Below are 25061 nucleotides of genomic sequence, written 5' to 3' on the forward strand. Positions count from 1 at the left end.
CGGTAGTTCAGTCGGTTAGAATACCGGCCTGTCACGCCGGGGGTCGCGGGTTCGAGTCCCGTCCGCTGCGCCATATTTTCCGAGTCAGGTTTGCCTGCCTCGAGATTGAAAAGCCTCGAAGCTTTCAATCAGACGAGTTACTTGAGCGTCAGCTCAAAGCGATACGCAGCGGTAGTTCAGTCGGTTAGAATACCGGCCTGTCACGCCGGGGGTCGCGGGTTCGAGTCCCGTCCGCTGCGCCATATCTGCCTCAAGGCCCACTGAACGCCTTGGAGCTACGAAGAAAACGCTGGTATAGCCAGTGTCTACTTCGAGTCGATAGCAAAGACCCTGGTCGAAAGACCGGGGTTTTTTGTGTCTGCGATTTGGCTTTTGCTCCTCTCGCGTCTTCCCGCTTCTACCTTTTTGCACGCCCGATGCACAAAGGACTTGGTTCACGGCATCGACATTAATTAGAATCACTCTCATTTACGATAACTCCTTGGCACAGGGCTTCTTGAGATGAGTGATGCAGCGATGCCGAAGGAGCAAACCCTCCACGACCTGTACCGCGATCACCGTGGCTGGCTTGAAGGCTGGTTGAGGCGGCGCATGGGCAACGCGTGTGATGCGGCGGACCTCAGTCAAGATGCGTTCCTGCGCTTGCTCGCCAGCTCTCAACGGATTGCCGACCTGCAGGAGCCCCGCGCTTATCTGCTGACTGTGGGCAAACGACTGCTGAGCAACTTCTATCAGCGTCGTAGCCTCGAGCAGGCCTATTTGAATGCCCTGGCCTCGCTGCCTGAAGGCAGTGTGCCGTCACCCGAGCAGCGCTGGCTGCTGCTGGAAACCCTGCAAGCCCTGGACGAATTGCTCGACGGACTGCCGACGGCGGTGCGACGGGCGTTTCTCTGGAGTCAGCTGGAAGGCTTGAGCTACCAGCAAATTGCCGACCGCCTGCGGGTGTCGGAGCGCACGATCAAACGCTACATGGCGCAAGCCTACGAGCATTGCCTGTTGGTGGAGCTGTGAGCAGTCCGTCGCCTTCGGTGGAGGCCCGCCAGATAGCGCGCGCCGCCGCGCAGTGGCTCGCCTTGCTGGAGTCCGGCAGCGCGAATGAGCAGGATCACGCTGGCCTGCAGCGGTGGCGCGACAGTTGTACCAGTCACGAACAGGCCTGGCAGAAAGCTCAAGCCCTACGTCAGCGTTTTGCCGATCTGCCTTCAGCGTTGGCGCTGCAAAGTCTGGATCGCCCTGAGCCAGCTCGACGGGTGGTGCTCAAGCGCGCATTGGGTGCAGTGGTGTTGGTGCCGGCGGCGTGGCTGATCAGCCGGCAATTACCGTTGGAGGTCTGGCGGGCCGACTTGCATACGTCCACCGGGGAGCGCAAACAGGTGCAGCTCGCCGATGGCGGTTTCTTGCAGCTCAACACGGCCAGCGCCGTCGATGTGGATGTGCAGGGCCGACGCTTGACGTTGGTAGAGGGCGAAATATCGCTGAAGGTGCCTGGCGTCTCACCGTTGACGATCCAGACCCGATTCGGGCAAGTCATTGTCAGTCAAAGTGAGGTCTGTGTGCGGCAGGAGGCACTCGGATGCCGCGTGTCGGTGTACAACGGTTCTGTGCAATTGCAGCCGTTGCAGGGGCCGGCATTGGTATTGCGCGGTGGTTTGCAGGTTGACCTTCGAGCAGCCGGTGCCGGGTCGATAGCCGCATTTGATGTGCTCGCGCCGGGCTGGCGCGAAGGCGTGCTGATTGCCAAAAACCTGCCGTTGGGGGATTTCCTGCGTGAGCTCAGCACCTATCGACCGGGTGTCCTGCGCTGGGAGCCTGCGCTCGAGGCGCTGCGCGTCACCGGCAGTTTCCGTCTGGACGACACCGATCGCGTGCTGGCGCTGCTCGCGGCCAGTCTGCCGCTGGAGGTGCATTCGCGTACGCGTTACTGGGTGATGTTGCTGCCGCGCAAAAATAGTGTGTGAAGCCTGTCCCTTTTTTCTGACTCGCTTGTCATTCAAGGCAACTGAGCGAATCAAGAGAACTTCTTCAATGCCCGCAGTAATGCCTTGCTGTCCGCGTCCGGCTTCTTCCGGCCTGCGTCCGTTGTTGCACCTGAGCCTGTTGCTGAGCCTGAGTGCCAGTCCGTTGTTTATCACTTCCAGTTGGGCCGAAGATGCCACTCGGCGCAGTTATCAGGTGCCTGCCGGGAGCCTGAGCGATGCGCTGACCCGGTTTGCCGGCCTGGCTGGGGTCAATCTGTCGGTCGACCCGGCGCTGGTGAGCGGTCGCAGCAGCGCGGGTCTTTCCGGCGAATACGCGGTCGAGGAGGGCTTTACCCGACTGTTGCAGGGTTCCGGCCTGCAGCTGCAGCCGTTGAGCGAACAAGCGTACATCCTGACCCCGACGCCAGAAGGCAGCAGCCTGCAATTGGCCCCCACCTCGATTCTCGGTGCCACTGAATCGGCGGGCGGCGATCCGTATGCCGGCGGCCAGGTCGCACGCCGCGGTTCTCAAGGTTTGCTGGGCTCGAAAGACTTTATGGAAACGCCGTTCAGCATGACCACGTACACCAGTGAAGTGGTCAAAAACCAGCAGGCTCGTACCTTGGGTGACCTGATCGCCAACGATCCTTCGGTTCGCGCCACCAACCCGGCGGGTGGGCGTTATGAGCAATTCACCATTCGCGGGCTCAGCCTGTTCAATAGTGATGTCGCCTACAACGGTCTCTACGGCGTCCTGCCGACCTATACGATCGACATGGAGATGGCCGACCGCGTCGACATCCTCAAAGGCCCGAGCCAGCTTATCAACGGAATTTCGCCGCGGGGCAGCGTCGGTGGCGGGATCAACGTGGTGCCCAAGCGCGCCACCGACAAACCCATCACTTCGTTTACCGGTAGCTACGCTTCCGACAACCAGGTCGGCGGCGCCGTGGATGTTGGCCGGCGCTTTGGTGAAGACAACAAGTTCGGTATTCGTTTTAACGGCGTGAAGCAGTCCGGCGACACCGAATGGGATCATCAGAGTGTCGACCGCGAGATGGCCGTGCTGGGCCTGGATTTTCGTGGTGAGCGCCTGCGACTTTCGACGGATATCGGGCGCACCGAGCGCGATACCGACGCGCCACAGGAACGCGTGCAGGTTGGCGCCAACGCGCAGGTTCCGCATGCCAGCGATGTCCGTCACAACTATGCGCAGCCCTGGAGCAAAGCGAGTACCAACGACACTTTCGGCGCGGTGAACGGTGAATTCGATGTCAGCGATTCCGTCATGCTGTACGGCGGTGTGGGCGCGCGTAAAAGCAACCATGACTTTCTTCGTCATGCCGTTGCAGTCACCAATAACGCAGGTGATTTCAGCGTTCAGCCGCGTGATTTCACCCGTGACGAAAATGTCCGGACGGCCACGGCAGGGGTGCGCAATTGGTTTCATACCGGTCCGGTGAGCCATGAAGTCAACCTGGCCGCCAGCTATTTCTACATGGACTTCGAAAATGGCGGTGCCCGTTATGCCGCGGCCCGCAGCAACCTCTACGAGCCCGTGGAAACACCCACACCTGTCAGACCCACTCGATTCGATTCGAAGGTCTACACCGAGAACCGCTTCAGCGGCGTGGCGTTGTCCGACACACTGGGTTTCTTCGATGATCGGCTACTGCTGACCCTCGGCGCTCGCTGGCAGCGGGTGAAGGTTGATGACTGGACGGATAACGTCAAAGGCGACACGGCCTACGACGAGGAAAAGGTTTCGCCGTCGGGTGGCATCCTGTTCAAAGCGACCGACAAATTGTCGCTGTATGCCAACTACATGGAAGGCTTGAGCCAGGGCAAGATCGCGCCGTCGACCTCGGTGAACGAGGACGAGATATTTCCGCCGTTCATCAGCCGGCAGGTCGAGGTCGGCGCCAAGTATGACGCGGGTGCGTTCGCCGTGACCGCCGCGGTGTTCCGGATCAAGCAGCCGGCCTATGAGACCAACGCCACGACGCGAGTCTTCGGCCCGAACGGCAAGCGTCAAAACGACGGTGTGGAACTGAGTGTGTTCGGTGAGCCGCTCAAAGGTTTTCGCCTGCTCGGCGGTGTCATGTACATAGACAGCGAGTTGACCAATACCACCAATGGCACCTTTGACGGCAACCGGGCGCCTGCGACGCCGAAATACAACGTCAACCTGGGCGCCGAGTGGGACGTGCCGACCGTGCAGGGCCTGACCCTGACCAGCCGCGGTATCTATTCCAGTTCGCAGTATCTGGACCAGTCCAACGACAAGGAAATCGACGCCTGGGAGCGTTTCGACGTGGGTGCACGCTACGGGTTCAAGATCGACGAAAAGAACATCACTCTGCGTGCCAATGTCGAGAACGTGGCGGACAAGCGCTACTGGAGTTCGGCCGGAGCCTCGGATGACAGCGAGCCGGGCTTGACGCTCTCGACCCCACGAACCTACCTCGTTTCGGCGACGGTCGACTTCTGAATCAACGACGGGTCTGAGACTTCCCCGGCGGATACAAAAAAGGGGCCGCGTTCAGCGGCCCCTTTTTCACCTCTATAGGTCAGTATCCGAGCTTGTCCCGTAATCCGTAATACCAGGCGCCCAACGCCGCGAACGGCGTACGCAGCAACTGCCCGCCGGGGAACGGGTAGTGGGGCAGGTCGGCGAAGGCGTCGAAGCGTTCAGCCTGACCACGCAATGCTTCGGCCAGTACCTTGCCCGCCAGGTGCGTATACGTCACGCCGTGGCCACTGCAGCCCTGGGAGTAGTAGATGTTGTCGCCCAGGCGCCCGACCTGGGGAAGACGCGACAGGGTCAGCAGGAAGTTGCCGGTCCAGGCGTAATCGATTTTCACGTCCTTGAGTTGCGGGAAGGCCTTGAGCATCTTCGGTCGAATGATCGCCTCGATGTTCGCTGGATCCCGCGCGCCATATACCACGCCGCCACCAAATATCAGGCGCTTGTCAGCGCTCAGGCGGTAGTAGTCGAGCAGGTAGTTACAGTCTTCGACGCAGTAGTCCTGAGGCAGCAGGCGCTTGGCCAATTCATCTCCCAAGGGTTCGGTGGTGATCACTTGAGTCCCGCAGGGCATCGACTTGGCCGCCAGCTCCGGCACCAGATTGCCGATGTACGCGTTGCCGGCGACGATGATGAACCTGGCCCTGACCTTGCCCTGAGGCGTATGCACCACCGGGTTGGCACCGCGCTCGATGCGCATTGCCGGCGATTGCTCGTAAATAGTGCCGCCCAACGATTCCACGGCTGCTGCTTCGCCCAAGGCAAGATTGAGTGGGTGAATATGTCCGCCGCTCATGTCGAGCATGCCGCCGACGTATTGATCGCAAGCCACTACCTCGCGGATGCGACGCTGATCCAGCAGCTCAAGTTGCGTGTGACCGAAGCGCTCCCACAGGCGCTTCTGGGACTCCAGATGGCCCATCTGCTTGTCGGTAATGGCGGCGAACACACCGCCATCCTTCAAGTCGCACTGGATATTATATTTGGCCACTCGCTCACGAATGATCCGCCCGCCCTCGAATGCCATCTGTCCCAGCAACTGAGCTTGCTTGGGGCCGACGCTGCGCTCGATAACATCGATATCACGGCTGTAGCTGTTAACGATCTGGCCACCGTTGCGTCCCGACGCACCGAAACCGACCTTGGCGGCTTCCAGCACCGTAACCTTGAAACCGTTTTCCAGCAGGAACAGGGCAGAGGACAGGCCGGTGTAACCGGCGCCGATTACACAGACATCAGTCTCTACATCATCCTGCAAGGCCGGGCGCGCTGGTACCGCATTGGCCGACGCGGCGTAATAGGACTCTGGGTAGGGAGTGTTCGCCATCCTGCAGCCTCTGTTTAATATATTTTACGAGTGCGTTGATCCTACCCGAGTTAAAAATCGACCGCCAGCCACCGGAAAATCTTCTTTGCCACAGCGAAATTAAATATTTTGCATATTCATAGGGTTAGGTGAAAAAAAGGTGTTGACACCCCTCCGGAATTCCGTAGAATGCCGCCTCACAGCAGGCACGTAGCTCAGTTGGTTAGAGCACCACCTTGACATGGTGGGGGTCGTTGGTTCGAGTCCAATCGCGCCTACCAAACAAAATCCGCTCTGCTGGGCGGTCTGGAAGGGCTCACCGAAAGGTGGGCCCTTTTTTGTTGTCTGCGATTTGCAAAACTTTTGCAAAACCCTCAAAAATGCCAACTCGGCACCCCACCTCCACTAAACACAGTTTCTGAGCTAATACCGCCATAGCCGTCTACATTTGCACGGGACATCCCTTTCTGAGAGAACGGATATGTTTAGATCTCGCTCGTTGATCGCCGCTATGACGTGTCTAGCCCTGGTGTCCGGTTCAGTGACTGCATTGGCCGACCCGGGAAACGGGAAAGGCCAGGGAGGAGGCAAGGGTAATCCACAATACAACCAGGACCATGGCAACTCCGGCCATGGCAACAAGGGGAAAGGTTCAGGGGGGGACGATTGGAGTCACGGCCCGAGCATCAACCACGGTAGCATCCTTGGCATCGTGGGTGGTTATCGTGACTACTGGAGCCCCGGGCCGGCCTTGCCACCCGGTATTCAGAAAAACCTCGCACGCGGTAAACCTCTGCCGCCGGGGATCGCCAAAAAACTCGATGGCCGTCTGCTCGGCCAGCTTCCCCACTACGACGGCTATGAGTGGCAGCAGGCTGGCACTGACTTGATTTTGGTGGCCATCGCTACCGGGATCATCTACGAGGTGCTCAATGGTGCGTTCGATTGATGTGAGGGCGATAAATTTCAATTGCGCCCCCGCAGCATAACGACCAGCAACATCACGGGAAGCAGTGTGCCGGTTCGATCGCTGCACATTGCCTGCCCGCTGGTCGCCGGCCTTTGAACTGTGTGGGGGGGAGACGGTCAATTATTCCGTGCAATATCAACCTCCACGGAACCCCGCCATGCTATTAAAAAACAAGAGTTTTGTTGCCGTCATGTCCTGCGTGATGATGCTTGCAGCCGCCCCGTTATTGCCCGCTGAACTGTCCATCATGAGCTCCGCCTACGCGAAGGATGGTGGCAATGGCGGTGGTGGCGGCGGTGGTAACGGTGGTGGCAATGGCGGCGGTAACGGCGGCGGTCATGGTGGCAACGGCGGCTCCGGCCATTCCGGCGGCGTCAGTAGCAATGGCCGTGGCGCAGGCTTGAGTAGCGACCATGTCGGCCTTGGTGCAGGCTTGAGTGGCACCCATGTCGGCCGTAGCGCAGGCTTGAGCAGCGCCCATGTCGGCCGTGGCGCCGGCTTGAGTAGTGATCATGCCGGCAAAGCCGTTCGAGATCATGGCGTCAACGGCAATCACTTTGGTAGCGAACGTAACAGTGGCCGCGGCCATGGCTCCGTCACTTCGGGCATTGCGCATTCCAGGGACACGCGAGGAGTGGCGAAGGCCTCTGCCATTTCGGCCACTACGCCTGGTGATCACAACACGAAAGGGTTGACCAGCGCTCGCACTTCGATTTCAAAACGACTGGATTAAGTCCTGGTCTCTCAAAGCCGGGTTCCCATCAGGGGCCCGGTTTTTTTTCGCCTGCTATTTGCCCAATGGTGATGTGCGGGTAATCGTCGCCGCCACCTGCGTGAGCAAATCCCACACGATGGACTACTACTGTAAGGCTGATTCAACTTTGTCCTGATAGGAGCATGTCGATGCTGGCTCACTGGTTTTTGGCGGCGATTCACCTCTTGGCCTTTGGTCTGGGCTTTTGGGCTGTACTGACCCGCGGCACCGCGTTACGTCGTCTGAGTGCCGGGGCAGGGGACGCTCGCCGTGTTTTGATTGCAGATAACCTGTGGGGGATCTCTGCAGTCACTCTCCTGATCACGGGTGGGATGCGTGCCTTTGGCGGGTACGAAAAAGGCACTGATTACTATCTTCACCAACCCCTGTTTCATCTCAAGATGACGCTCTTCGTCTTCATCCTGTTGCTCGAGATTGCGCCGATGGTGGCGCTGATCAAATGGCGGATTGCGCTGGGGCGTGGCGCGGCTATCGATACCGGGCGTGCAACGCTGTTTGCCCGTATCAGTCATATCGAAGCGCTGTTGCTGGTACTGATGGTCGTAGCGGCCACGGGCATGGCGCGTGGCGTGACGTTTGGTTAGCCGGGGAAGGGGGACGCTCTTTCTCGCAGCAAATCCGAAACGTCTGACAGTCATGGCAGGAGCCAAGGCAGTAGTATCGGCTCCGTGTTGCGATAGCATCGCAAAGAGAGACGGAGCGCAGAACGCAGAACGATGCGGCACTTGAATCTTAGCCAGCCGTTACTCGAGGCAGAATGGGCTGGCTACTGACTGCAGCAGGATTCAGGGCGTTTGTGGCTTGTCCGGGGCGGTCAGGCCAGCCTGAATGCGTTGATAAATTTCTTCGCGATGCACCGCAACGTCTTTCGGGGCGTTGATGCCAATCCTGACTTGCTGGCCGCTAACGCCCAGAATGGTGATCGTAATGTCATCACCGATGTTTATGCTTTCACCGACTTTGCGGGTGAGTATCAGCATGGTTTTCTCCTTGATTGCTTTGTAGGGCACCTGGTTCGGACAGTGCAGAGGTCGGTATTAGATATAGATTAGTGCGAAGTTTCACGGTTTGGGTGCCTCTTTCTGACGCGCAGATGCTGCATTAATTCCCAAGGTGTAACTATACAGAGGCCGCCACCATCATTCTCGTTGTTTTGAGCCCATTTTGCGGCACTCGGGATGGATCCATGGATGTTAAAATCGCCGCTTTAAGCATTCGGAGGAAAGCGTTGTGCGCAAAATAGTCTTGGTAATCGCGGTACTGACGCTGGCCGGATGCGGTGAGGATAAAGGGGTTGACGCTCAAAAGCCGCAACCGGCAGTCGCCTCCGTCCCCGCAGCGGTAACGGGCCCGCAGTGGGACGTCGAAGTGCGCGGTGAGACACCTCAGGCGGTCAGTGACCTGAGCGGCTGGTTGATTGAACACAGCTTCGTTCCCAACGTCGTGAAGGAAAATGGAAAGGTTCGTATTCTGGTCGGGCCGTTCGGTTCGCAAGCCGAGGCGCAGGCCAGGCAGGCTGAAATAACGGCGGCGCTCACCCGGGCGAAAAAAATGAACATCGAATCGCTGATCGTCGAACACCCGGCGGCCCAGTAACCGTCCTTTTCGCAACGCGCAGACCCGCATGCCGGGCGATGTGCCAGGGAAGCGATCTGCGAGGTCGCTCCCCTGATGATGTGTCGGCATAAACGTTACATCAAGGTATTTTGCGGCAACCCCAGCAGGCCGGTCAGGGTGTTGATGATCGCCTGTTGCCGGGCACGGTCTGTCTGGTGCACGGCTTCCGCGGCGGCAACATCAGCGTCGCAGTGGGGACACGTCACTTCGTGTGCATGGATGTACTGCAAGCATCCACGACACAGCGCCAGTTGTGGTGGAATACGTCCTTCGTCCGGCGATTTCTGGCCCTGGTTCGCCCAGGCCAGTTTGATCACCTGGCCGCTGTCGCTGACGCTGTTCACCTTCTCGCCGGTATCGATGCGTTCGGTAATCAGATCAAAACGTCCGACGGCGAAGGAGGTTTTTGCCGCATCCTCGAGTTTGACGATGCGCTCGCGCAACCCGCGCTTTTGCAGGTCCAGCGCGCGGTAATGGCAGTAGGGATTGTTGCCGGGTTTGCCGAGCAGGGAATGCGAGGTCCAGGTGCAGCCGCCACGGCAGACGTCGTTGTAATAGCAGCTTCGGCAGTAGCCCCACAGGTCATCGACCCCCCGCAGGCGCCCAAAGTGCATGCCTTCGCTGTAGTGCCAGATATCGTGCAGGCTCATGTTGCGTACGTTGCCGCCCGAAAACCCCACCGTTGCCAATGACGGGCAACCCTTTACCGTGCCGTCGGCTTCCAGCGCCAGCACGGTCTGGCCGGCGGCGCAGCCACTCCAGTGCACGCGCTCGTCGCCGAAACCACGCCACATGTGCTCGTAAGGGCCGTAGTAACCAATATTGTTGCCCACGTTCATCAGCAGGCCGCGATCGACCCCTTCACGGTAGAGGCGCGCCAGTAACGGCATCACTTCCAGCAGTTGATAGGGCTGCAACAGCAGCTCCGGGTGATCGACGGCATTGCCCATGGCGACCGTCAGCTGGATCTGCCAGTGAGTGGCGCCGAGGTCGATGATCAGGTCCATCAGCTCGGGCAGGTCGGGCAACGTGGCCGCGCCGATTTGTGTGTTGACGCTCACCGCAAGCCCGGACTGTTTGGCGCGTCGCAGGGTGTCCACCGCCTTGTCGAACGAGCCCGGAACATTGCGCACTGCGTCATGCAATGGGGCCAGTCCATCCAGTGACACACCGACGCCATTAAGCCCGGCATCCACCGCTGCCTGCATTTTCGCGGGCGTCAGGTTGCGGCCACCGGTTTGTATGGCGCAATACATGCCGTGATCGTGGATGGCCTGGATCAGCTGGGTCCAGTCTTTGCGCAAATACGCTTCGCCGCCGATCAGGGTGATCTCGCGGGTGCCGAGTGCTGCCAGGGAATCGATGACGTCCAGGCATTCCCGGGTGTTCAGTTCATCGGGGCGTCGATGGCCGGCGCGTGAACCGCAATGCAGGCATTTGAGATCGCAGGCCAGAGTGATTTCCCAGACCACATGCACCGGCACGTAGCGTTTGAGGTCGGTTTCACTGAGGTAGCGGGCAGGGCGACTGTCTGACATGGGAAATCCTTGCGCACCAACGCGTGCGCGGCACGAATCCATCGAAGTGTTCGCGCCTTCCTTGAGTCAATGGCGCGACCGGATTTACCTTTTGTTGTTGATCAATAGCGCGGACCCTGTAGGTGCGGGCTTGCCCGCTCCCACAGGGGTTTGCGCTTAACTGACTGGGGTTAGCGGGCCTCCAGGCGCGCGATTTCAGCGTTCAGCTGCCCCAGCGCGCTGCGCAGGGCACCACTGTTGGCCAATTGCTGTTCACCCTGGCTCACCACGGACTTCAGTTGCGCCAGATCACCGCTGGTTTGCGCTTGCTGTACCGCGACGGCATAGAGCGGCACCGGGTGGTACGGATGCTCTGGGCGCTCAATCACGGGAGCCTGGCTGACGGCTGCGTGTTTCACGTAATGCCAGATACCCTGGTCCTGGTACTTGTAGTCGACATAACCGCTCGCCCAATCGGCGCCTAAAATGCCTTTCAAACCGAAAGTCTGGGCGATCTGGCTGAGAGGGCCGCTCGGGCTGCCCGCCAGGGTGAGGATGATGTGGTTCTCGGCCGTCGGCACCAGTTTGGCCTCAGAGTACTCACCCCATACACGGGCACGGAAGTTGAGAGGCGGATAGGTGCTTTGGAAAATGCTGGCAACCCCGCTGACTTTTTTCTTTACGGTATCTACCAGCAGATCCAGGGTTAAAACCGGTGAGCCCAGTAGATGATTGCTGACATTCAGGCGGGTATGAAAAAGTCCGATTGACATGGTGCTACTCCCTTATTTGTATTCAGGACAACTCGGGCATGTTTCGTGAGCGGGTCAGCGGCGTTCCTGCCGGCTGATTTCGCCCTTGGCCGTTTCAAGCGCGCTCTGCAGTTGGGGTTGCTGATCCAGTTGTTGTTGGGCCAGGCGCGCCAGGTTTTTCATCTGGGCCAGGTCACCGCTGGCAATGGCACTTTGAATCGGCGCGGCGTACAGCGGCATGATCGGTGGATACGGCAGAATGACCGGGCCGGGCTCCAAAGGCACTGATTTATAAGCGTTGGAGGGTACAGACTCGACAAGATGAGCGGGGGCAGTGACCTGGACCCACCGTTCGCCATTGAAGTACTCGTAATTGGCGACGCCTTCTCTCCAGTCGCTACCGACCACCAGATGCAACTTGAAATTCACGACGGAGTTCGAGCCCGGGCCGCCGTTATTGCCTTGAGCGGTGATCAGGATCTTGCTGACGCCAGGACTCATGACCGTCAGGTAGGTGTATTCGCCCCAGACATCGGAGTGCACATCCAGCGGCGGGTTGGTGGCCTGAGTGATCGTGGAAGTACCGCTTACCGTTTGGTCAGGGGTAAATACCAGAAGATTGAGTGCCAGACTTTGTGCGCCCGGTGCTGAAGTACCAATTCGGTAGCAGAGTGGGAACAAGCCGACAGGTTGCTGATTAGAACCAGACATAATTATTGCCTCCATTGCAATAAGGGGAGCGGAAATAGCTATTAGTGCTTTTCCAGGCGTGCGACTTCCTTCACCAACTGCTCGTAAGCGGTTTTTAGCTCTTTATTTTCTGGCGTGGATGCATCGCGTTGTTTCAACAGCGTCTTCATTTGCGGCAGGTCGCCTGCCTTGATCGCGCCTTGGATGGCCACCCCATAGGGGGGCATGCTATGGCGAGTTGAACTGCTCATAACGACTCCTTCCGTGGTATTTGCGGGCACTGCTGTCATCAGCAGTTTTTGCAGTTAAGCAGGCGCCGATAAATATGCAATGGACTGCACCGGAGTAATGTTTAATATTATTTTATTAATAGCGACGCGTTTGGATATGAAGTGTTTGATATTAAGAATGGCGATAGATTAACGCGCTTTCTCATCATTCATTATTGTTGTTATCGCCATTGATAATGAGTGATGGATTCAAACAGCGCTGACCTTGCGCCCAAACCGCTCCCGATACACTGACGGTGGCACGCCGACCACGCTGCGAAATGCCACGCGGAAACTCTCCACCGAGCGATAGCCGCAGTGCTGGGCAATCTGATCGGTGTTTTGATTCGTGCTCTCCAACAGCTCCCGGGCCCGGGCCAGGCGTTCATGCTGCAGCCACGCTTTGGGCGGCATGCCGCTGGCTTCGGTGAACCGGCGCAGAAACGTGCGCTCACTCATGGCCGCCTCGCTGGCGAGGTCGCGAACCTCCAGCGGTTCATGCAGACGTTCCCGCGCCCACTGCATGACCCGCGACAGATCGCTGCGCGGCGTCGGGCTGACCGGTGACGGAATGAACTGTGCCTGCCCGCCGGTGCGTTGTGGCGACATCACCAACCGCCGGGCCACCGAGTTGGCCACCTGCGTGCCGAAATCCCGCGCGACCAGATGCAGGCAAGCATCGATGCCGGCGGCGCTGCCGGCCGAAGTAATCAACTGACCCGAATCGACATAGAGCACGTCCGGATCCACCAGAATGTTCGGGAAACGCTCGGCCAGTTCAGCGGTGTAGCGCCAATGGGTGGTGGCGCCGTGACCGTCCAGCAAACCAGTGGCCGCCAGTACGAATACCCCGGAACAGATCGACAGCAACCGCGCGCCTCGGGCATGAGCCTGACGCAGGGCAGCGAGCAAGGGGGCGGGCACCGGCGCGCTGCGGTCGCGCCAGCCGGGTATGATGATGGTTCGGGCGCGCTCAAGCAGTTCCATCCCGCCGTCGGCCAGCACCTGAATGCCGCCCATGGCGCGCATCGGCCCTTGGTCGACGGCGACGATGCAGTGCTCGTACCAAGGGAAATCGAACTCCGGCCGCGCCAGGCCGAAGATCTCCACGGCAATGCCGAATTCGAAGGTGCAGAGGCCATCGTAGGCCAGAATCGCGACTAAACCTGGAGTGGGTTGCATTTGGCGGAAAGTTCCCGGTGAGTGTCTTGTGCGCCACTGTAGCGGCAAGACCGGAACAGATAAAGTCTTCTCACACCCACCGAGACTTTGGAGTACAGCCCATGCCCAGCCTGGTTCGCGAGATTCCCGCAGCCCCGTCCGCCATCGCCCTGATGCACTTCAGCAATCGTCTGACCTTCGAAACCGATTGTTCCGACGTCTACAGCAGCCAAGAGGCCGGCGAGGTGGATTTTGTTCTGGTGGACGTGCGCGGACCGTTGGCGTTCGAACGCGGACATGTGCCGGGCGCGATCAACATTCCGAGTCGATTGATCACGGCTGATGGCCTGGCGGCCTATCCGAAGTCCACGCTGTTTGTGGTCTATTGCGCCGGACCTCACTGCAACGGCGCCAACAAGGCGGCGGTGAAACTGGCGGCGCTGGGTTACCCGGTCAAGGAGATGATCGGCGGGGTGACCGGGTGGCTGGATGAAGGGTTTGAATTGAGTGTTGCGGTGCAACCCGCCGTTGCGATGCCCCTAAGTTGTGAATGCTGACTAATTGTGGCGAGGGAGCTTGTTCCCGTTGGGTCGCGAAGCGGCCCTGAGAACGGCCAACCACGCCCCCTGAATAAACCGCGTTCTCAGTATTTACGACTGCTTCGCAGCCGAGCGGGACGGTGCGGCGATCCGACAAGCTCCCTCGCCACAGATTCAGCGATTAGCTGATGAAGCGTTCCACCATCCATCCAGCGTCACCTGCAACCAGTCAAACACCGCTGCGTAGGCGGCGCTGTCCTGTGGTTCCCGCCGCAGTGGTGATTCCTCGCCAAAGTGCTCGTTGAGGATTGCCACCGATTCGGCATTCCATTCCGGGTGGAACTGCAACCCCACCCGCGTCGGGCCGACGCGATACATCTGCTGTTCACAAACCTCACTGCTGGCCAGCAACTGCGCAGAGGGCGGTAGATCGATCGCGTCTTCATGCCACTCCAGCACCTTCAGCGTCTGCCCATCGATAAAGGTCACAGTAGTCCAACCGGTTTCTGTGCGAGGCATCCGCCGCACATCGCCGCCCAGGCTCAGCGCCAGCAATTGCGCCCCCAGGCAAATCGCGAACACCGCCGCGCCCTGATCCAGGCTGCCCGCCAGCCACTGACGCTCCGTTTCCAGCCACGCCGGCCCGGCACCGGATTCATACGGCCCGCCCAACAGAATCAGCGGTGCCGCGCTCACCGGCGGCAACTGACCGAGGTCGGCGCGAAACACGTTCAGGGTAATGCCTCGGGACCGGGCCCATTCGGCAATGGCGCCGGGGCCTTCGGCAGGATGGTGCTGGATCAGATTCAGCGCGGGCATCACGTTTCTCTTGAGGGGGCGGTTGGCGGGTCAATGTGACGCAAATAGTTATTCATCGCCAGTGCGACTCTTCGATCGGATCAGTACCGAAAACATGTAGGTTTTGTCTGAAACAAAGGATTGTCCTACAGTCCTTGCACCACCTCGGAGCACACTTCAAGTGCCTCGAATCCTTCGGCTTCTTTTCTATAAGTATTTGTCGCCTAAACACAATTTGCCCTCCTGTAGCCGCTCTAGACTGCCGGCCACTTCGGTCTTCACTAACCGAAAGTTGCCAATCGAAAGCTGCCAATAAAAGCCTCCGCACACAGGAGTTATAAATGAAGAAGCGAGTGATGTTCGGTGCCCTGGCACTGTCGATGTTGTCCCTGACCGCCGTGGCCGAAGACGCCAAACCGATTCGCCTCGGGATCGAAGCCGGTTACCCACCATTCTCGATGAAAACCCCTGACGGCAAACTCACCGGTTTCGACGTGGACATCGGTGACGCGCTGTGTGAACAGATGAAAGTGAAGTGCACTTGGGTCGAGCAAGAGTTCGATGGCCTGATCCCGGCCCTGAAGGTCAAGAAAATCGACGCGATCCTGTCGTCCATGACCATCACTGACGACCGCAAGAAGAACGTCGATTTCACCATCAAGTACTACCACACCCCGGCGCGCTTCGTGATGAAGGAAGGCACCGACGTCAAGGATCCGCTGACCGAGCTCAAAGGCAAAAAAGTCGGTGTGCTGCGCGCCAGTACCCACGACCGCTTCGCCACTGAAGTGCTGGTGCCGGCCGGCATCGACCTGGTGCGTTATGGTTCCCAGCAGGAAGCCAACCTCGACATGGTTGCCGGTCGCATTGATGCGATGCTGGCCGACTCGGTCAACCTGGACGACGGTTTCCTGAAAACCGACGCCGGTAAAGGCTTCGCGTTTGTCGGCCCGACCTACGAAGACGCCAAGTACTTCGGCGGCGGTGCCGGTATTGCCGTGCGCAAGGGCGATAAAGAGCTGGCAGACAAATTCAACACCGCCATCACTGAAATCCGCGCCAACGGCAAGTACAAGCAAGTGCAGGACAAATACTTCAACTTCGATGTTTACGGCCATTAATACGCCGTAGAAAAAATTGGCCACCGTGGATGCGGTGGCCATTTTTTTACCTGCGAAACACATCCTACGGGCGCGCGGTGCATCAGAGGGAGACGGTGCATCAGCGGGAAGAGATGTTAGGCTCTGTCCCGAATCCTGCGCGCTGTGAAGGAAGGTTTATGTTGAAGTTTCTCGCTCTGCTCACGCTGCTGGCGTCCACCGCCGTCCACGCTCAAATCCCGCTACACACCGATCTGCCGCTCAAATACCTGGAACAGGCCAACGTTGAATCCCGTAACCAGCCCTTGGTGATTTTCCTGCATGGTTACGGCAGCAACGAGCAGGACCTGTTCGGCATCAAGGATGAATTACCGCCGCAGTACAACTACCTGTCGGTGCGGGCGCCGATGACGTTGGAAGAGGGCAGTTACCAGTGGTTTCGCAAAAAGGGCGAGGGCGCCTATAACGGCGAGACGGATGACCTGAAGACCAGTCGCCAGGTGCTGCTGGATTTCGTCGCACAAGCGGCAAAGAAATATCACACCGAAACGGACAAGGTATTCCTGGTGGGTTTCAGCCAGGGCGCGATGATGTCCTACGAGGTCGCGTTGCGTCATCCCCAGGCGGTAGGCGGGATTGCGGCGTTGAGCGGGCGCATCCTGCCGGTGCTCGAATCCGAGCTCAAACCGGATGAAAAACGCCAGCAGCTGGCGATTTTCATCGGTCATGGCACCGCTGACAAACTCCTGCCCTACAACGACGGCACTGAGGCCGACAGTCTGTTGCAGCGCCTGTTACTCAAGCCCGAGTTTCATGCCTATCCGGGTGTCGGTCACAGCATCAGCGCCACCGAGATGCAGGATTTGAGCGCCTGGTTGCAGCGCCTCAATCCCTGAGTCGGTCGGACTTATTTGCCGCTGACGATTTGTTTCACCAGCGTTTCGTGGCCGGTTGTGTCGTTGGGGCGGGAAATGATCTGAACGATGGCCATGCGCGTGCCGGAAGCGGCCATCAGCGAGGTGTCGAGGGTCATGCCGCCACCTTGGGTGGCGGTGCTGTCGATCTGTCGCAGGCCCAGCCCCGTGCCTTTCTGGGTCAGGCTTTTTTCGCTCAGTTTGTTGAAGTCCGGCAGGGCCTTGCGTTGCTCGGTGGCGAAAGCGGACACCGTGGCGTCGAGGAACTCACCGTCGTTGTCCTTGACGTTGGCGCCGCCGGGAATGGTGTTTTCAGCGGCGATGACTACGGTTTTAGTGGTCTGGTTGGTGTACATCGTACCCGTCGCCCCGGCGGTACCGGTGGCCGCGTCGCCGGCCGGCAATGGGTTGGCGATGAAACCCTTGGGCAGGGTGAAGGTGAACTTGCCGCCGAGCATCGAGACCTTCTGGGTCGGCGCTTTGTCGCTGGAAGTGGCCTTGGCCGCCTGCGCATTCAAGGCTCCCAGGCTGGCAGCCGCTGTCAGCAGCAGAACAACGGCTTTTTTACTCAACAATGACATTCAAACTCTCCGAGGGATGGTCGCGCTATGACGGCGATCATCCCACGGATCGCGATTTGCTACACCGGGTGCGTGGTGATCATCGTTGCCGTTCGTTGAGGCGATAAGGCGTTGGGCGCAATGCCCGTTGTTTAGTCACCAACAACATCCCGAACGAGGCGCCGATCCCCAATACAAATCCCATCCAGCCGAACCTCGGCAACGCCAACGCCAGCACCAGACAAAACGCCGCAAACGAATACATCCCGGTAGCTGTAGCCCGCAGCAACGCCGCAGTAAACGCCGGCCCGCGAGTCTGCTGGGAAAACACCGCCATCACACTGCCCAGCACCGGGAATACCGCGAGCAATCCGCTCCAGCGTTCGCCGACGGTGCTGGCCAGCAACGTCACGGCCAACGTGAGCAGGGCGCCAGCCATCATGCGCAGCAGCAGTTTGTCGGACTTTGGCGCCGTGCCTGAAACGACGGGTTGCACCGAGGGAAACAGGTACGGCGCGGCCAGCAACGCGGTGGCGGCGGCGATCACCGAGAGCGTCAGCGACGGCGGGATCAGCGACAACACAACAGCTACCAGCGCCCAGACCAGCAGCGCCATCGTCAGCGCCCACGGCCAGCTCAAGCGTTGTGCGATCTGGGCATACATCACGCAGAAGGCAATCATCGCGAACATGGCTGACAGCGCCGCCGTTGCCGCTTGAGCGGCGAACACATGGCCTTGTTCGATGGCGAGGAACAACAGAATTGGCCCGACCACCACCGGCAACCCCGACAGCCAACCGGCCACGCTCGGTCCCCAGCGTTTACCGGCCAGGGAAATCAGCAACAGAAACCCTGGAATCACCAGCAGTTTGAGCATCAGCACGCACGCATCTCCATTTGTGTGTGCCGGTCACGTTAGCATTGCGGGCGATGGTTTGCTTAAGGAGGTCTCTGCGCAAGCGTTGAGCGCCTACACCCGAGTGCGTGAAACGTCTAAGCTGCGCGCTCCCACCTGTTATCGGATGCTTGCGTGAAATTCAGTTTGCCCAAAGTCGGCACCGCGCCGTTTTGCCCACCGGAAGTGGCCGGCACGGTTGCCGTTGACCCTCGTGCATCGTTCTTCAAGCGCGTTCTGCGTTTTGCCGGCCCCGGTTTGCTGGTGTCCATCGGTTACATGGACCCGGGCAACTGGGCCACGGCCATCGAGGCCGGTTCGCGGTTTGGCTACAGCCTGTTGTTCGTGGTGTTGCTGGCGAGCCTGGCGGGGATGGTGGTGCAGTGTTTGTGTTCGCGTCTGGGCATCGCCACCGGGCGCGATCTGGCGCAGTTGTGCCGGGAGCGCTACAGCACGCGGACCGCACGGACCCAGTGGCTGCTGGCGGAAATTTCGATCATTGCCACCGACCTCGCCGAAGTGCTCGGCTGCGCCCTGGCGTTCCACTTGCTGTTGGGCTGTTCGCTGACGTTTGGCATCGCGCTCACCGCTTTCGACACGTTGCTGGTATTGGCCCTGCAAAACCGCGGCTTTCGTCGGCTGGAGGCAATCATGTTGGTGCTGGTGGGCACTATCGGCGCGTGTTTCTTCGTCGAACTGTTGCTGATCAAACCCTATTGGCCGGACGTCGCTCGCGGTTTCACTCCGTCACTTACTGCGATCGGCGATGCGGCGCCCTTGTACCTGGCCATCGGCATTCTCGGGGCCACGGTGATGCCGCATAACTTGTTCCTGCATACCTCGATCGTACAGACGCGGATGATCGGCAAGGACCTGGCCAGTAAACAGGACGCGGTCAAACTGGCGCGCATCGACACCATCGGCTCTCTGGCCCTGGCACTATTGGTCAACGCGGCGATTCTGATTCTTGCTTCCGCGGCCTTTCACAAGACCGGGCATACCGACGTGGTGGACATCCAGGATGCCTATCACTTGCTCGATCCGTTGGTGGGCGGGGCGTTGGCCAGCGTGCTGTTTGGTGTGGCATTGCTGGCGTCGGGGCAGAGCTCGACCTTCACCGGCACCATCGCGGGCCAGGTGATCATGGAGGGCTACCTGAACCTGCGCTTGCCCTGCTGGCAACGGCGCTTGATCACTCGTGGGCTGGCGCTGATCCCGGCGTTTATCGGCGTGTGGTTAATGGGCGACGGGGCGATCGGCAAACTGCTGGTGTTGAGTCAGGTGGTGCTCAGCCTGCAACTGCCGTTCGCGTTGTATCCGCTGATTCGCATGACCAATGATCAGACGCTCATGGGGCCGTTTGTGAATCGGCTGCCAACGCGGGTGTTGGCGTGGGGATTGTTTACGGTAATCAGTGCGGCCAACAGCTGGTTGATTTTGCAGTTTGTGGGCTGATCCCGGAGGGTGAACCTGGTGAAATTTGCCTGAGGACCAGACAAAAAGGAACCCGGTTTGTGGCGAGGGAGCTTGCTCCCGCTTGAGTGCGTAGCACTCACAAAATCTGCGGAAAGTACCGAGATTTTGGGGCCGCTGCGCAGCCCAACGGGAGCAAGCTCCCTCGCCACAGGGGATTGGTGTCTCGAACAGGCTTACATGCGCTCGATGGCCAATGCCACGCCCTGACCACCACCGATGCACAAGGTGGCGAGGCCTTTTTTGGCGTCACGCTTGATCATCTCGTGCAGCAAGGACACCAGCACCCGGCAACCCGAGGCACCGATCGGGTGGCCCAAAGCGATGGCGCCGCCGTTGACGTTGACCTTGCTCAGGTCCCATTCCAGGTCCTTGGCCACCGCCAGGGATTGTGCGGCGAAGGCTTCGTTGGCTTCGATCAGCTCCAGTTGATCGATGGACCAACCGGCCTTGCTCAGGCAACGACGGGTGGCGCTGACCGGGCCGATGCCCATGATCGCCGGGTCGACGCCCGCGTTGGCGTACGCGGCGATTTTCGCCAGCACCGGCAGGCCGAGGGCCTTGGCTTTCTCGGCACTCATCAGGATCACGGCGGCCGCGCCGTCGTTCAGCGAAGATGCGTTACCGGCGGTCACCGAGCCGTCCTTCTTGAAGGCCGGTTTCAGTTTGCCCAGGGACTCGGCGGTGGTGCCGGCCCGCGGTTGTTCATCGGTGGCGAAGGCCAGCGGATCGCCCTTGCGCTGGGGGATCAGAATCGGGGTGATTTCATCGACGAAGCGCCCGGCTTCGATGGCGGCCACGGCTTTCTGCTGCGAGGCGGCAGCGAACGCATCCTGGGCTTCACGGCTGATGCCGTACTTGTCCACCAGATTCTCGGCAGTGATGCCCATGTGGTAATCGTTGAACGCATCCCACAAACCGTCGCTGATCATCGTGTCGACGATCTGGCTGTGGCCCATGCGCAGACCGGTGCGCGCGCCGGGCAGCACGTAATTGGCCAGGCTCATGTTTTCCTGACCACCGGCGATGATCACCTCGGCATCGCCGCAGCGAATCGCCTGCGCCGCCAGGTGCAGCGCTTTGAGGCCCGAGCCGCAGACCTTGTTCAAGGTCATGGCCGGTACGGCGTGAGGCATGCCGGCCTTGATCGCAGCCTGACGCGCAGGGTTCTGCCCGGCACCGGCGGTCAATACCTGACCCATGATCACTTCATCGACCTGCGCCGGGTCCAGAGCGGTTTGCGCCAGCAACTGGCGGATCACCGCAGCACCGAGGTCCACCGCGGACACATTGGCCAACGAGCCCTGGAAACTGCCGATGGCAGTGCGAGTGGCAGCAACAATCACAACGTCTTGCATGGACGGATTCCTCACTGGGCAGCGAACTGCATTTCCGGGACGTGGTCAGGCACGATCAGTTTGCCGGCGGTCTTGGCGACGATTTCCTCGACACTCACGCCCGGCGCGCGTTCCTTGAGAATGAACGCGCCGTTGTGGATTTCCAAGTAGGCCAGGTCGGTCAGCACGCGTTTGATGCAACCGGCGCCGGTCAGCGGCAGGCTGCAGCGCGGCAGCAGTTTCGACTCGCCGTCCTTGGAGGCGTGGGTCATGGTGACGATGATGTTGTCCGCACCGGCCACCAGGTCCATCGCGCCGCCCATGCCCTTGACCAGTTTGCCGGGGATCATCCAGGAGGCGATGTTGCCTTCGACGTCCACTTCGAACGCGCCGAGCACGGTCAGGTCGATGTGGCCGCCGCGGATCATCGCGAACGATTCGGCGGAGGAGAAAATCGACGCGCCGATACGCGCGGTCACGGTTTGCTTGCCGGCGTTGATCATGTCGGCGTCGACCTCGGCGTCGGTCGGAAAGGCGCCCATGCCGAGCAGGCCGTTTTCCGATTGCAGCATGACTTCCATGCCTTCGGGGATGTAGTTGGCGACCAGGGTCGGAATGCCGATGCCGAGGTTTACGTAGTAGCCGTCCTGCATTTCGCGGGCGACGCGCTGAGCCATTTGTTCGCGGGAGAGTGCCATTGTTGTTATTCCTTCATTCGGTCCGGGGGCAGGGGATCACTTACGCACGGTGCGCTGTTCGATGCGCTTTTCGAACGTGCCGCAAATGACCCGGTCGACGTAGATGCCAGGGGTGTGGATCTGCGACGGGTCCAGCTCGCCGGGTTCGACGATTTCTTCGACTTCGACCACGGTGATCTTGCCGGCGGTGGCGGCCAGCGGGTTGAAGTTCTGTGCGGTGTGGCGATAGACCACGTTACCGAAATGGTCGGCTTTCCAGCCTTTGACGATGGCGAAGTCACCGGTGATGGATTCTTCCATCAGGTACTGGCGGCCCTTGAACTCGCGCACTTCCTTGCCTTCAGCGACCGGAGTGCCGACGCCGGTGGCGGTGAAGAACGCCGGGATGCCGGCGCCGCCTGCGCGCATTTTCTCGGCGAGGGTGCCTTGGGGGGTCAGGACGACTTCGATTTCGCCTTTAAGCAGTTGGTCTTCGAACAGTTTGTTCTCGCCGACGTAGGAGGCCACCACTTTGCGGATCTGCCGGTCTACCAGCAGCACGCCGAGGCCGAACCCATCGACGCCGCAGTTGTTGGAGACCACGGTGAGGTCACGGGTGCCCCGGTGCTGGATCTCGGCGATGAGGTTTTCCGGAATCCCGCACAGGCCGAAGCCGCCGGAGATTACGGTCATGCCGTCTTCAAGACCGGCCATCGCTTCTTCATAGGAATACACGCGCTTGTCGAACCCTGCCATATGCACCTCTTTTATTCTTTGTGGGCGGCTGGCTAGCCGGATGGGGAGGGAGTGTCTCGCTGCGTGATTTATTTGTTAAGTTGATTTTTAAGGTTGATTGATAGATAAAACTCACTAATTCTAGGGTGTGCGTACGAGGTTGGAGATACGGGCATGACCGTTAAACAGATTCGCGCCTTCCTGGCCGTGGCCCAGAGTTTGAGCTTTGCCGTGGCTTGCGAGCGGCTGCACCTGTCCCAGTCGGCGTTGAGCCTGACCATCAAGGCGCTGGAGGAGGGCCTGGGTGGGCGCCTGTTCACGCGCAATACCCGCAACGTCGCACTGACCGCCGAGGGTGAATCGCTGCTGCCACTGGCCCGCCGGCTGATCGCGGACTGGGACAATGCCGAGGATGAACTGCGCCAACGCTTCACCCTTCAGCGCGGCCGCGTGACACTGGCGGCGATGCCGTCGTTTGCCGGCAACCTGCTGCCGCCGATCCTCAAGACTTTCCGCGCGCGTTATCCCAAGGTCAACGTCACGGTGAACGACGTGATCAACGAGCAGGTGTTGGAAATGGTCCGCGACCGCCAGGTGGAGCTGGGCGTGGCGTTTGAGCCGACCCAGAGTTCGTCGCTGCAATTTACCCCGTTGTACATCGACCGGTTCGTGGCAGTGGTGCCGCTTGATTCACCGCTGGCGGACCTGGGCGATATCGATTGGCAAACCCTGCTCAAGGAGCCGTTTATTACCTTGCAGCGCCCGTCCACGGTGCGGGTGATGCTCGAAGAGCACTTGCAGGCGCGGGGCATGAAATTGCCGGTGGAGTTTGAAAGTCATCAGTTGGCGACGGTCGGGCGGATGGTGGCCAGCGGATTGGGCGTGAGCGCGGTGCCAGCATTGTGCGCCGGGCAGATGCGCGAGTTGGGCGCGCGCTGTATCACCCTGCGCGACCCGGTGGTGGAACGGGCGATCGGGGTGCTGACGACGGGGCAAGAACTGTCGGCGGCGGCGCAGGCATTGTTCGATATTCTCAAGGCTGAAAACCTCGGCGAGCGTCTGAGCTGATCACGGTCACCTGTAGGAGCGGGCTCGTGTGGCGAGGGGGCTTGCCCCCGTTGGGGCGCGAAGCACCCCTAAAACCAATCACCGCGATCTTGGATTTAGAACGCGGTGACTGGTTTTACGACTGCTTCGCAGTCGAACGGGGCGATGCGGCGTTCCGACAAGCCCCCTCGCCACACGAGCTCGCTCCCACAGAGATTGGGGTTTCGCCAGTCTGGGTGATGATCCTGGTGTTACTTACGCGCCTCCAGAATCAGGTTGAACGGCGTTTCCGTGGCTCGCCGGAACTGGGTGAAACCCGCTTCGGTGAAGACCTTGCGCAACCGAGCCTCGCCCGCCTGGGCGCCGAGCCCGAGGCCGACCTCCTGGGACAGCGAGTTGGGTGTGCAGATAAAGGTCGAGGCGGCGTAGAACAGCCGTCCCACCGGGTTGGTGTTCTCGTCGAGCGTGTCGTTGGCGAAGGGCTCCACCAGCAGCACCGTACCGTCGGGTTTGAGCGATTCATAGGCATGCTTTGCGGCACCGACCGGGTCACCCATGTCGTGCAGGCAGTCGAAATAGCAGATCAGGTCATAGTCGTCGCCCGGATAACTCTTGGCGTTGCCCTGGAAGAACCGTGCCCGTCCGGACACGCCACCTTCTTCGGCGCGCTGAGTGGCGACGGTGATCGAAGGCGCGTGGTAATCGAAACCGACGAACCGTGAATCCGGGAAGGCCTGGGCCATGATCACGGTCGAGGCGCCGTGGCCGCAACCGATGTCCGCCACTTTCGCGCCAGCCTCCAGTTTGGCAACCACCCCGTCGAGCGCCGGCAGCCACTCGCTGACCAGATGCGCTTTGTAGCCTGGACGGAAGAACCGCTCGGTGCCGCTGAACATGCACGGATGGTGATCGCCCCAGGGCAGGGCACCGTTGCCGCGCATGGCGTTGACCAGTTTGTCCTTGTCATGGAAAAACGAGGCAACCACCGCCATACCGCCGGCTACATAAACCGGTGAATCTTCGATCGCCAGCGCCAGGGCTTGCTCTTCGGGGAGGCGGAATTGGCCGTCGCGGTGTTCCATGTAACCGGAGGCGGCGTGGGCGCTGAGCCATTCACGTAGCAGGCGGGTGTTGCAGCCGGTTTTCGCGGCGAGTGTTTCGGGGGTGACTGGCTGACTGTCGGCCATGGCCCGGTACAGGCCGAGTTCTTCGCCGAGGATGACGTTGGCGAGCATCGCCGCGCCACCCATGTCGCTCACCAGTTTGCCCATGAAATCATTGAGTCTGGCCTCGTCCATCTTGTGTGCTCCTTCAACAGGATCACAGCCCGCAGGCATTGTTTGTCGAGGCATGCACCTGTGGGCGGTGATCGTGGGAATGAACAGGACGATAACCGCGTCCTGGCTCCCCCCTACGGGGGTAATCAACAAGTCTAGTTCGTGTA

General features: G+C 60.0%; 26 protein-coding genes and 2 tRNA genes. 14 read left to right on the forward strand and 14 right to left on the reverse strand.

Features of this window, described 5'->3' with window-relative positions; genetic code table 11:
- The first annotated feature begins 165 nt into the window (after window positions 1-165).
- From AC1RO5_RS00005 to AC1RO5_RS00020, 4 genes are all read left to right on the forward strand, one after another.
- Window positions 166-242, forward strand: a tRNA-Asp gene (locus tag AC1RO5_RS00005).
- 259 nt (window positions 243-501) lie between these two features.
- Window positions 502-1011 (forward strand): sigma-70 family RNA polymerase sigma factor, encoded by a 510-nt coding sequence (locus AC1RO5_RS00010; protein ID WP_493171628.1) that lies wholly within the window; start codon window positions 502-504, stop codon window positions 1009-1011.
- A complete protein-coding gene (locus AC1RO5_RS00015) occupies window positions 1008-1958 on the forward strand; it encodes a FecR domain-containing protein (protein WP_493171630.1) in 951 nt (316 codons plus the stop codon). The genes AC1RO5_RS00010 and AC1RO5_RS00015 overlap by 4 nt, the downstream gene beginning before the upstream one ends.
- 67 nt (window positions 1959-2025) lie before the next feature.
- Window positions 2026-4449 carry a TonB-dependent siderophore receptor gene (locus AC1RO5_RS00020; RefSeq protein ID WP_493171631.1) on the forward strand — a complete coding sequence of 808 codons (2424 nt, stop codon included), beginning with the start codon at window positions 2026-2028 and terminating at the stop codon, window positions 4447-4449.
- Between the two features lie 79 nt (window positions 4450-4528).
- Here the strand turns inward: AC1RO5_RS00020 and AC1RO5_RS00025 are convergent, their stop codons facing one another.
- Complete coding sequence (locus tag AC1RO5_RS00025; protein ID WP_493171633.1) at window positions 4529-5812, reverse strand: NAD(P)/FAD-dependent oxidoreductase; 1284 nt, start codon at window positions 5810-5812, stop codon at window positions 4529-4531.
- A 183-nt stretch (window positions 5813-5995) separates the two neighbouring features.
- Between AC1RO5_RS00025 and AC1RO5_RS00030 the strand changes: the two genes are divergently transcribed.
- The 4 genes from AC1RO5_RS00030 (at window position 5996) to AC1RO5_RS00045 (ending at window position 8120) form a co-directional block, all read left to right on the forward strand.
- Window positions 5996-6072: transfer RNA gene (locus AC1RO5_RS00030), tRNA-Val, on the forward strand.
- A gap of 200 nt (window positions 6073-6272) precedes the next feature.
- Complete coding sequence (locus tag AC1RO5_RS00035) at window positions 6273-6740, forward strand: anti-virulence regulator CigR family protein (RefSeq protein WP_493171635.1); 468 nt, start codon at window positions 6273-6275, stop codon at window positions 6738-6740.
- A 178-nt stretch (window positions 6741-6918) separates the two neighbouring features.
- Window positions 6919-7494, forward strand: coding sequence for a hypothetical protein (locus AC1RO5_RS00040; protein ID WP_493171637.1), 576 nt, complete (start codon window positions 6919-6921; stop codon window positions 7492-7494).
- 170 nt (window positions 7495-7664) lie between these two features.
- Window positions 7665-8120 (forward strand): DUF2214 family protein, encoded by a 456-nt coding sequence (locus tag AC1RO5_RS00045; protein ID WP_493171638.1) that lies wholly within the window; start codon window positions 7665-7667, stop codon window positions 8118-8120.
- A gap of 201 nt (window positions 8121-8321) precedes the next feature.
- Here the strand turns inward: AC1RO5_RS00045 and csrA are convergent, their stop codons facing one another.
- Window positions 8322-8516: a carbon storage regulator CsrA gene (gene csrA / locus AC1RO5_RS00050; RefSeq protein ID WP_007938114.1), complete on the reverse strand. Its 195-nt coding sequence runs from the start codon at window positions 8514-8516 to the stop codon at window positions 8322-8324.
- 250 nt (window positions 8517-8766) lie between these two features.
- Here csrA and AC1RO5_RS00055 point away from each other — a divergent pair, with 250 nt between their 5' ends.
- Window positions 8767-9132: an SPOR domain-containing protein gene (locus AC1RO5_RS00055; RefSeq protein ID WP_493171640.1), complete on the forward strand. Its 366-nt coding sequence runs from the start codon at window positions 8767-8769 to the stop codon at window positions 9130-9132.
- 95 nt (window positions 9133-9227) lie between these two features.
- On the opposite strand, the gene AC1RO5_RS00060 is transcribed toward AC1RO5_RS00055, so the two are convergent.
- From AC1RO5_RS00060 to ftrA, 5 genes are all read right to left on the reverse strand, one after another.
- Window positions 9228-10691, reverse strand: a complete 1464-nt coding sequence (locus AC1RO5_RS00060) for a GDL motif peptide-associated radical SAM/SPASM maturase (protein ID WP_258673305.1) — start codon at window positions 10689-10691, stop codon at window positions 9228-9230.
- A gap of 170 nt (window positions 10692-10861) precedes the next feature.
- On the reverse strand, window positions 10862-11443 hold the full coding sequence (locus AC1RO5_RS00065) for a DUF1842 domain-containing protein (RefSeq protein WP_493171642.1): 582 nt from the start codon (window positions 11441-11443) through the stop codon (window positions 10862-10864).
- A 54-nt stretch (window positions 11444-11497) separates the two neighbouring features.
- Window positions 11498-12133 (reverse strand): DUF1842 domain-containing protein, encoded by a 636-nt coding sequence (locus AC1RO5_RS00070; RefSeq protein WP_413697661.1) that lies wholly within the window; start codon window positions 12131-12133, stop codon window positions 11498-11500.
- Window positions 12134-12174: 41 nt separating this feature from the next.
- The gene (locus AC1RO5_RS00075; RefSeq protein ID WP_413697660.1) at window positions 12175-12363 is read right to left on the reverse strand and encodes a DUF1843 domain-containing protein; all 189 of its coding nucleotides are present in this window, start codon (window positions 12361-12363) and stop codon (window positions 12175-12177) included.
- Window positions 12364-12591: 228 nt separating this feature from the next.
- Entirely contained in the window at window positions 12592-13563 is a 972-nt protein-coding gene (gene ftrA / locus AC1RO5_RS00080) for a transcriptional regulator FtrA (RefSeq protein ID WP_493171645.1), read from the reverse strand.
- 101 nt (window positions 13564-13664) lie between these two features.
- On the opposite strand from ftrA, the gene AC1RO5_RS00085 reads away from it, so the two are divergent.
- A complete protein-coding gene (locus AC1RO5_RS00085) occupies window positions 13665-14099 on the forward strand; it encodes a rhodanese-like domain-containing protein (RefSeq protein ID WP_493171647.1) in 435 nt (144 codons plus the stop codon).
- A 156-nt stretch (window positions 14100-14255) separates the two neighbouring features.
- Here AC1RO5_RS00085 and AC1RO5_RS00090 read toward each other — a convergent pair whose 3' ends face one another.
- Window positions 14256-14900 carry a type 1 glutamine amidotransferase gene (locus AC1RO5_RS00090; protein WP_493171648.1) on the reverse strand — a complete coding sequence of 215 codons (645 nt, stop codon included), beginning with the start codon at window positions 14898-14900 and terminating at the stop codon, window positions 14256-14258.
- Window positions 14901-15220: 320 nt separating this feature from the next.
- Here AC1RO5_RS00090 and AC1RO5_RS00095 point away from each other — a divergent pair, with 320 nt between their 5' ends.
- Window positions 15221-16000, forward strand: a complete 780-nt coding sequence (locus AC1RO5_RS00095) for an ABC transporter substrate-binding protein (protein ID WP_493171650.1) — start codon at window positions 15221-15223, stop codon at window positions 15998-16000.
- A gap of 158 nt (window positions 16001-16158) precedes the next feature.
- Complete coding sequence (locus tag AC1RO5_RS00100; RefSeq protein WP_493171651.1) at window positions 16159-16875, forward strand: alpha/beta hydrolase; 717 nt, start codon at window positions 16159-16161, stop codon at window positions 16873-16875.
- Window positions 16876-16886: 11 nt separating this feature from the next.
- Here the strand turns inward: AC1RO5_RS00100 and AC1RO5_RS00105 are convergent, their stop codons facing one another.
- Both AC1RO5_RS00105 and AC1RO5_RS00110 read right to left on the reverse strand, forming a co-directional pair.
- Window positions 16887-17474: a DcrB/PsbP domain-containing protein gene (locus AC1RO5_RS00105; protein WP_493171653.1), complete on the reverse strand. Its 588-nt coding sequence runs from the start codon at window positions 17472-17474 to the stop codon at window positions 16887-16889.
- A gap of 79 nt (window positions 17475-17553) precedes the next feature.
- Window positions 17554-18336, reverse strand: a complete 783-nt coding sequence (locus tag AC1RO5_RS00110) for a hypothetical protein (RefSeq protein ID WP_493171655.1) — start codon at window positions 18334-18336, stop codon at window positions 17554-17556.
- A 147-nt stretch (window positions 18337-18483) separates the two neighbouring features.
- On the opposite strand from AC1RO5_RS00110, the gene AC1RO5_RS00115 reads away from it, so the two are divergent.
- Window positions 18484-19803 (forward strand): Nramp family divalent metal transporter, encoded by a 1320-nt coding sequence (locus AC1RO5_RS00115; protein WP_493171657.1) that lies wholly within the window; start codon window positions 18484-18486, stop codon window positions 19801-19803.
- 194 nt (window positions 19804-19997) lie between these two features.
- Here AC1RO5_RS00115 and AC1RO5_RS00120 read toward each other — a convergent pair whose 3' ends face one another.
- Genes AC1RO5_RS00120 through AC1RO5_RS00130 form a run of 3 tightly spaced genes read right to left on the reverse strand, consistent with a single transcriptional unit; the run spans window position 19998 to window position 22591 of the window.
- Window positions 19998-21179, reverse strand: a complete 1182-nt coding sequence (locus tag AC1RO5_RS00120) for an acetyl-CoA C-acetyltransferase (RefSeq protein WP_493171659.1) — start codon at window positions 21177-21179, stop codon at window positions 19998-20000.
- A gap of 11 nt (window positions 21180-21190) precedes the next feature.
- The gene (locus tag AC1RO5_RS00125) at window positions 21191-21856 is read right to left on the reverse strand and encodes a CoA transferase subunit B (protein ID WP_018928064.1); all 666 of its coding nucleotides are present in this window, start codon (window positions 21854-21856) and stop codon (window positions 21191-21193) included.
- 36 nt (window positions 21857-21892) lie between these two features.
- Window positions 21893-22591 (reverse strand): CoA transferase subunit A, encoded by a 699-nt coding sequence (locus tag AC1RO5_RS00130; RefSeq protein ID WP_018928063.1) that lies wholly within the window; start codon window positions 22589-22591, stop codon window positions 21893-21895.
- 153 nt (window positions 22592-22744) lie between these two features.
- Between AC1RO5_RS00130 and AC1RO5_RS00135 the strand changes: the two genes are divergently transcribed.
- Window positions 22745-23638 carry a LysR family transcriptional regulator gene (locus AC1RO5_RS00135; protein WP_019649313.1) on the forward strand — a complete coding sequence of 298 codons (894 nt, stop codon included), beginning with the start codon at window positions 22745-22747 and terminating at the stop codon, window positions 23636-23638.
- Between the two features lie 230 nt (window positions 23639-23868).
- On the opposite strand, the gene AC1RO5_RS00140 is transcribed toward AC1RO5_RS00135, so the two are convergent.
- Window positions 23869-24915 carry a class I SAM-dependent methyltransferase gene (locus tag AC1RO5_RS00140; RefSeq protein ID WP_007939004.1) on the reverse strand — a complete coding sequence of 349 codons (1047 nt, stop codon included), beginning with the start codon at window positions 24913-24915 and terminating at the stop codon, window positions 23869-23871.
- Window positions 24916-25061: the final 146 nt, after the last annotated feature.

Source organism: Pseudomonas sp. GW822-FHT02G04, assembly GCF_058802085.1.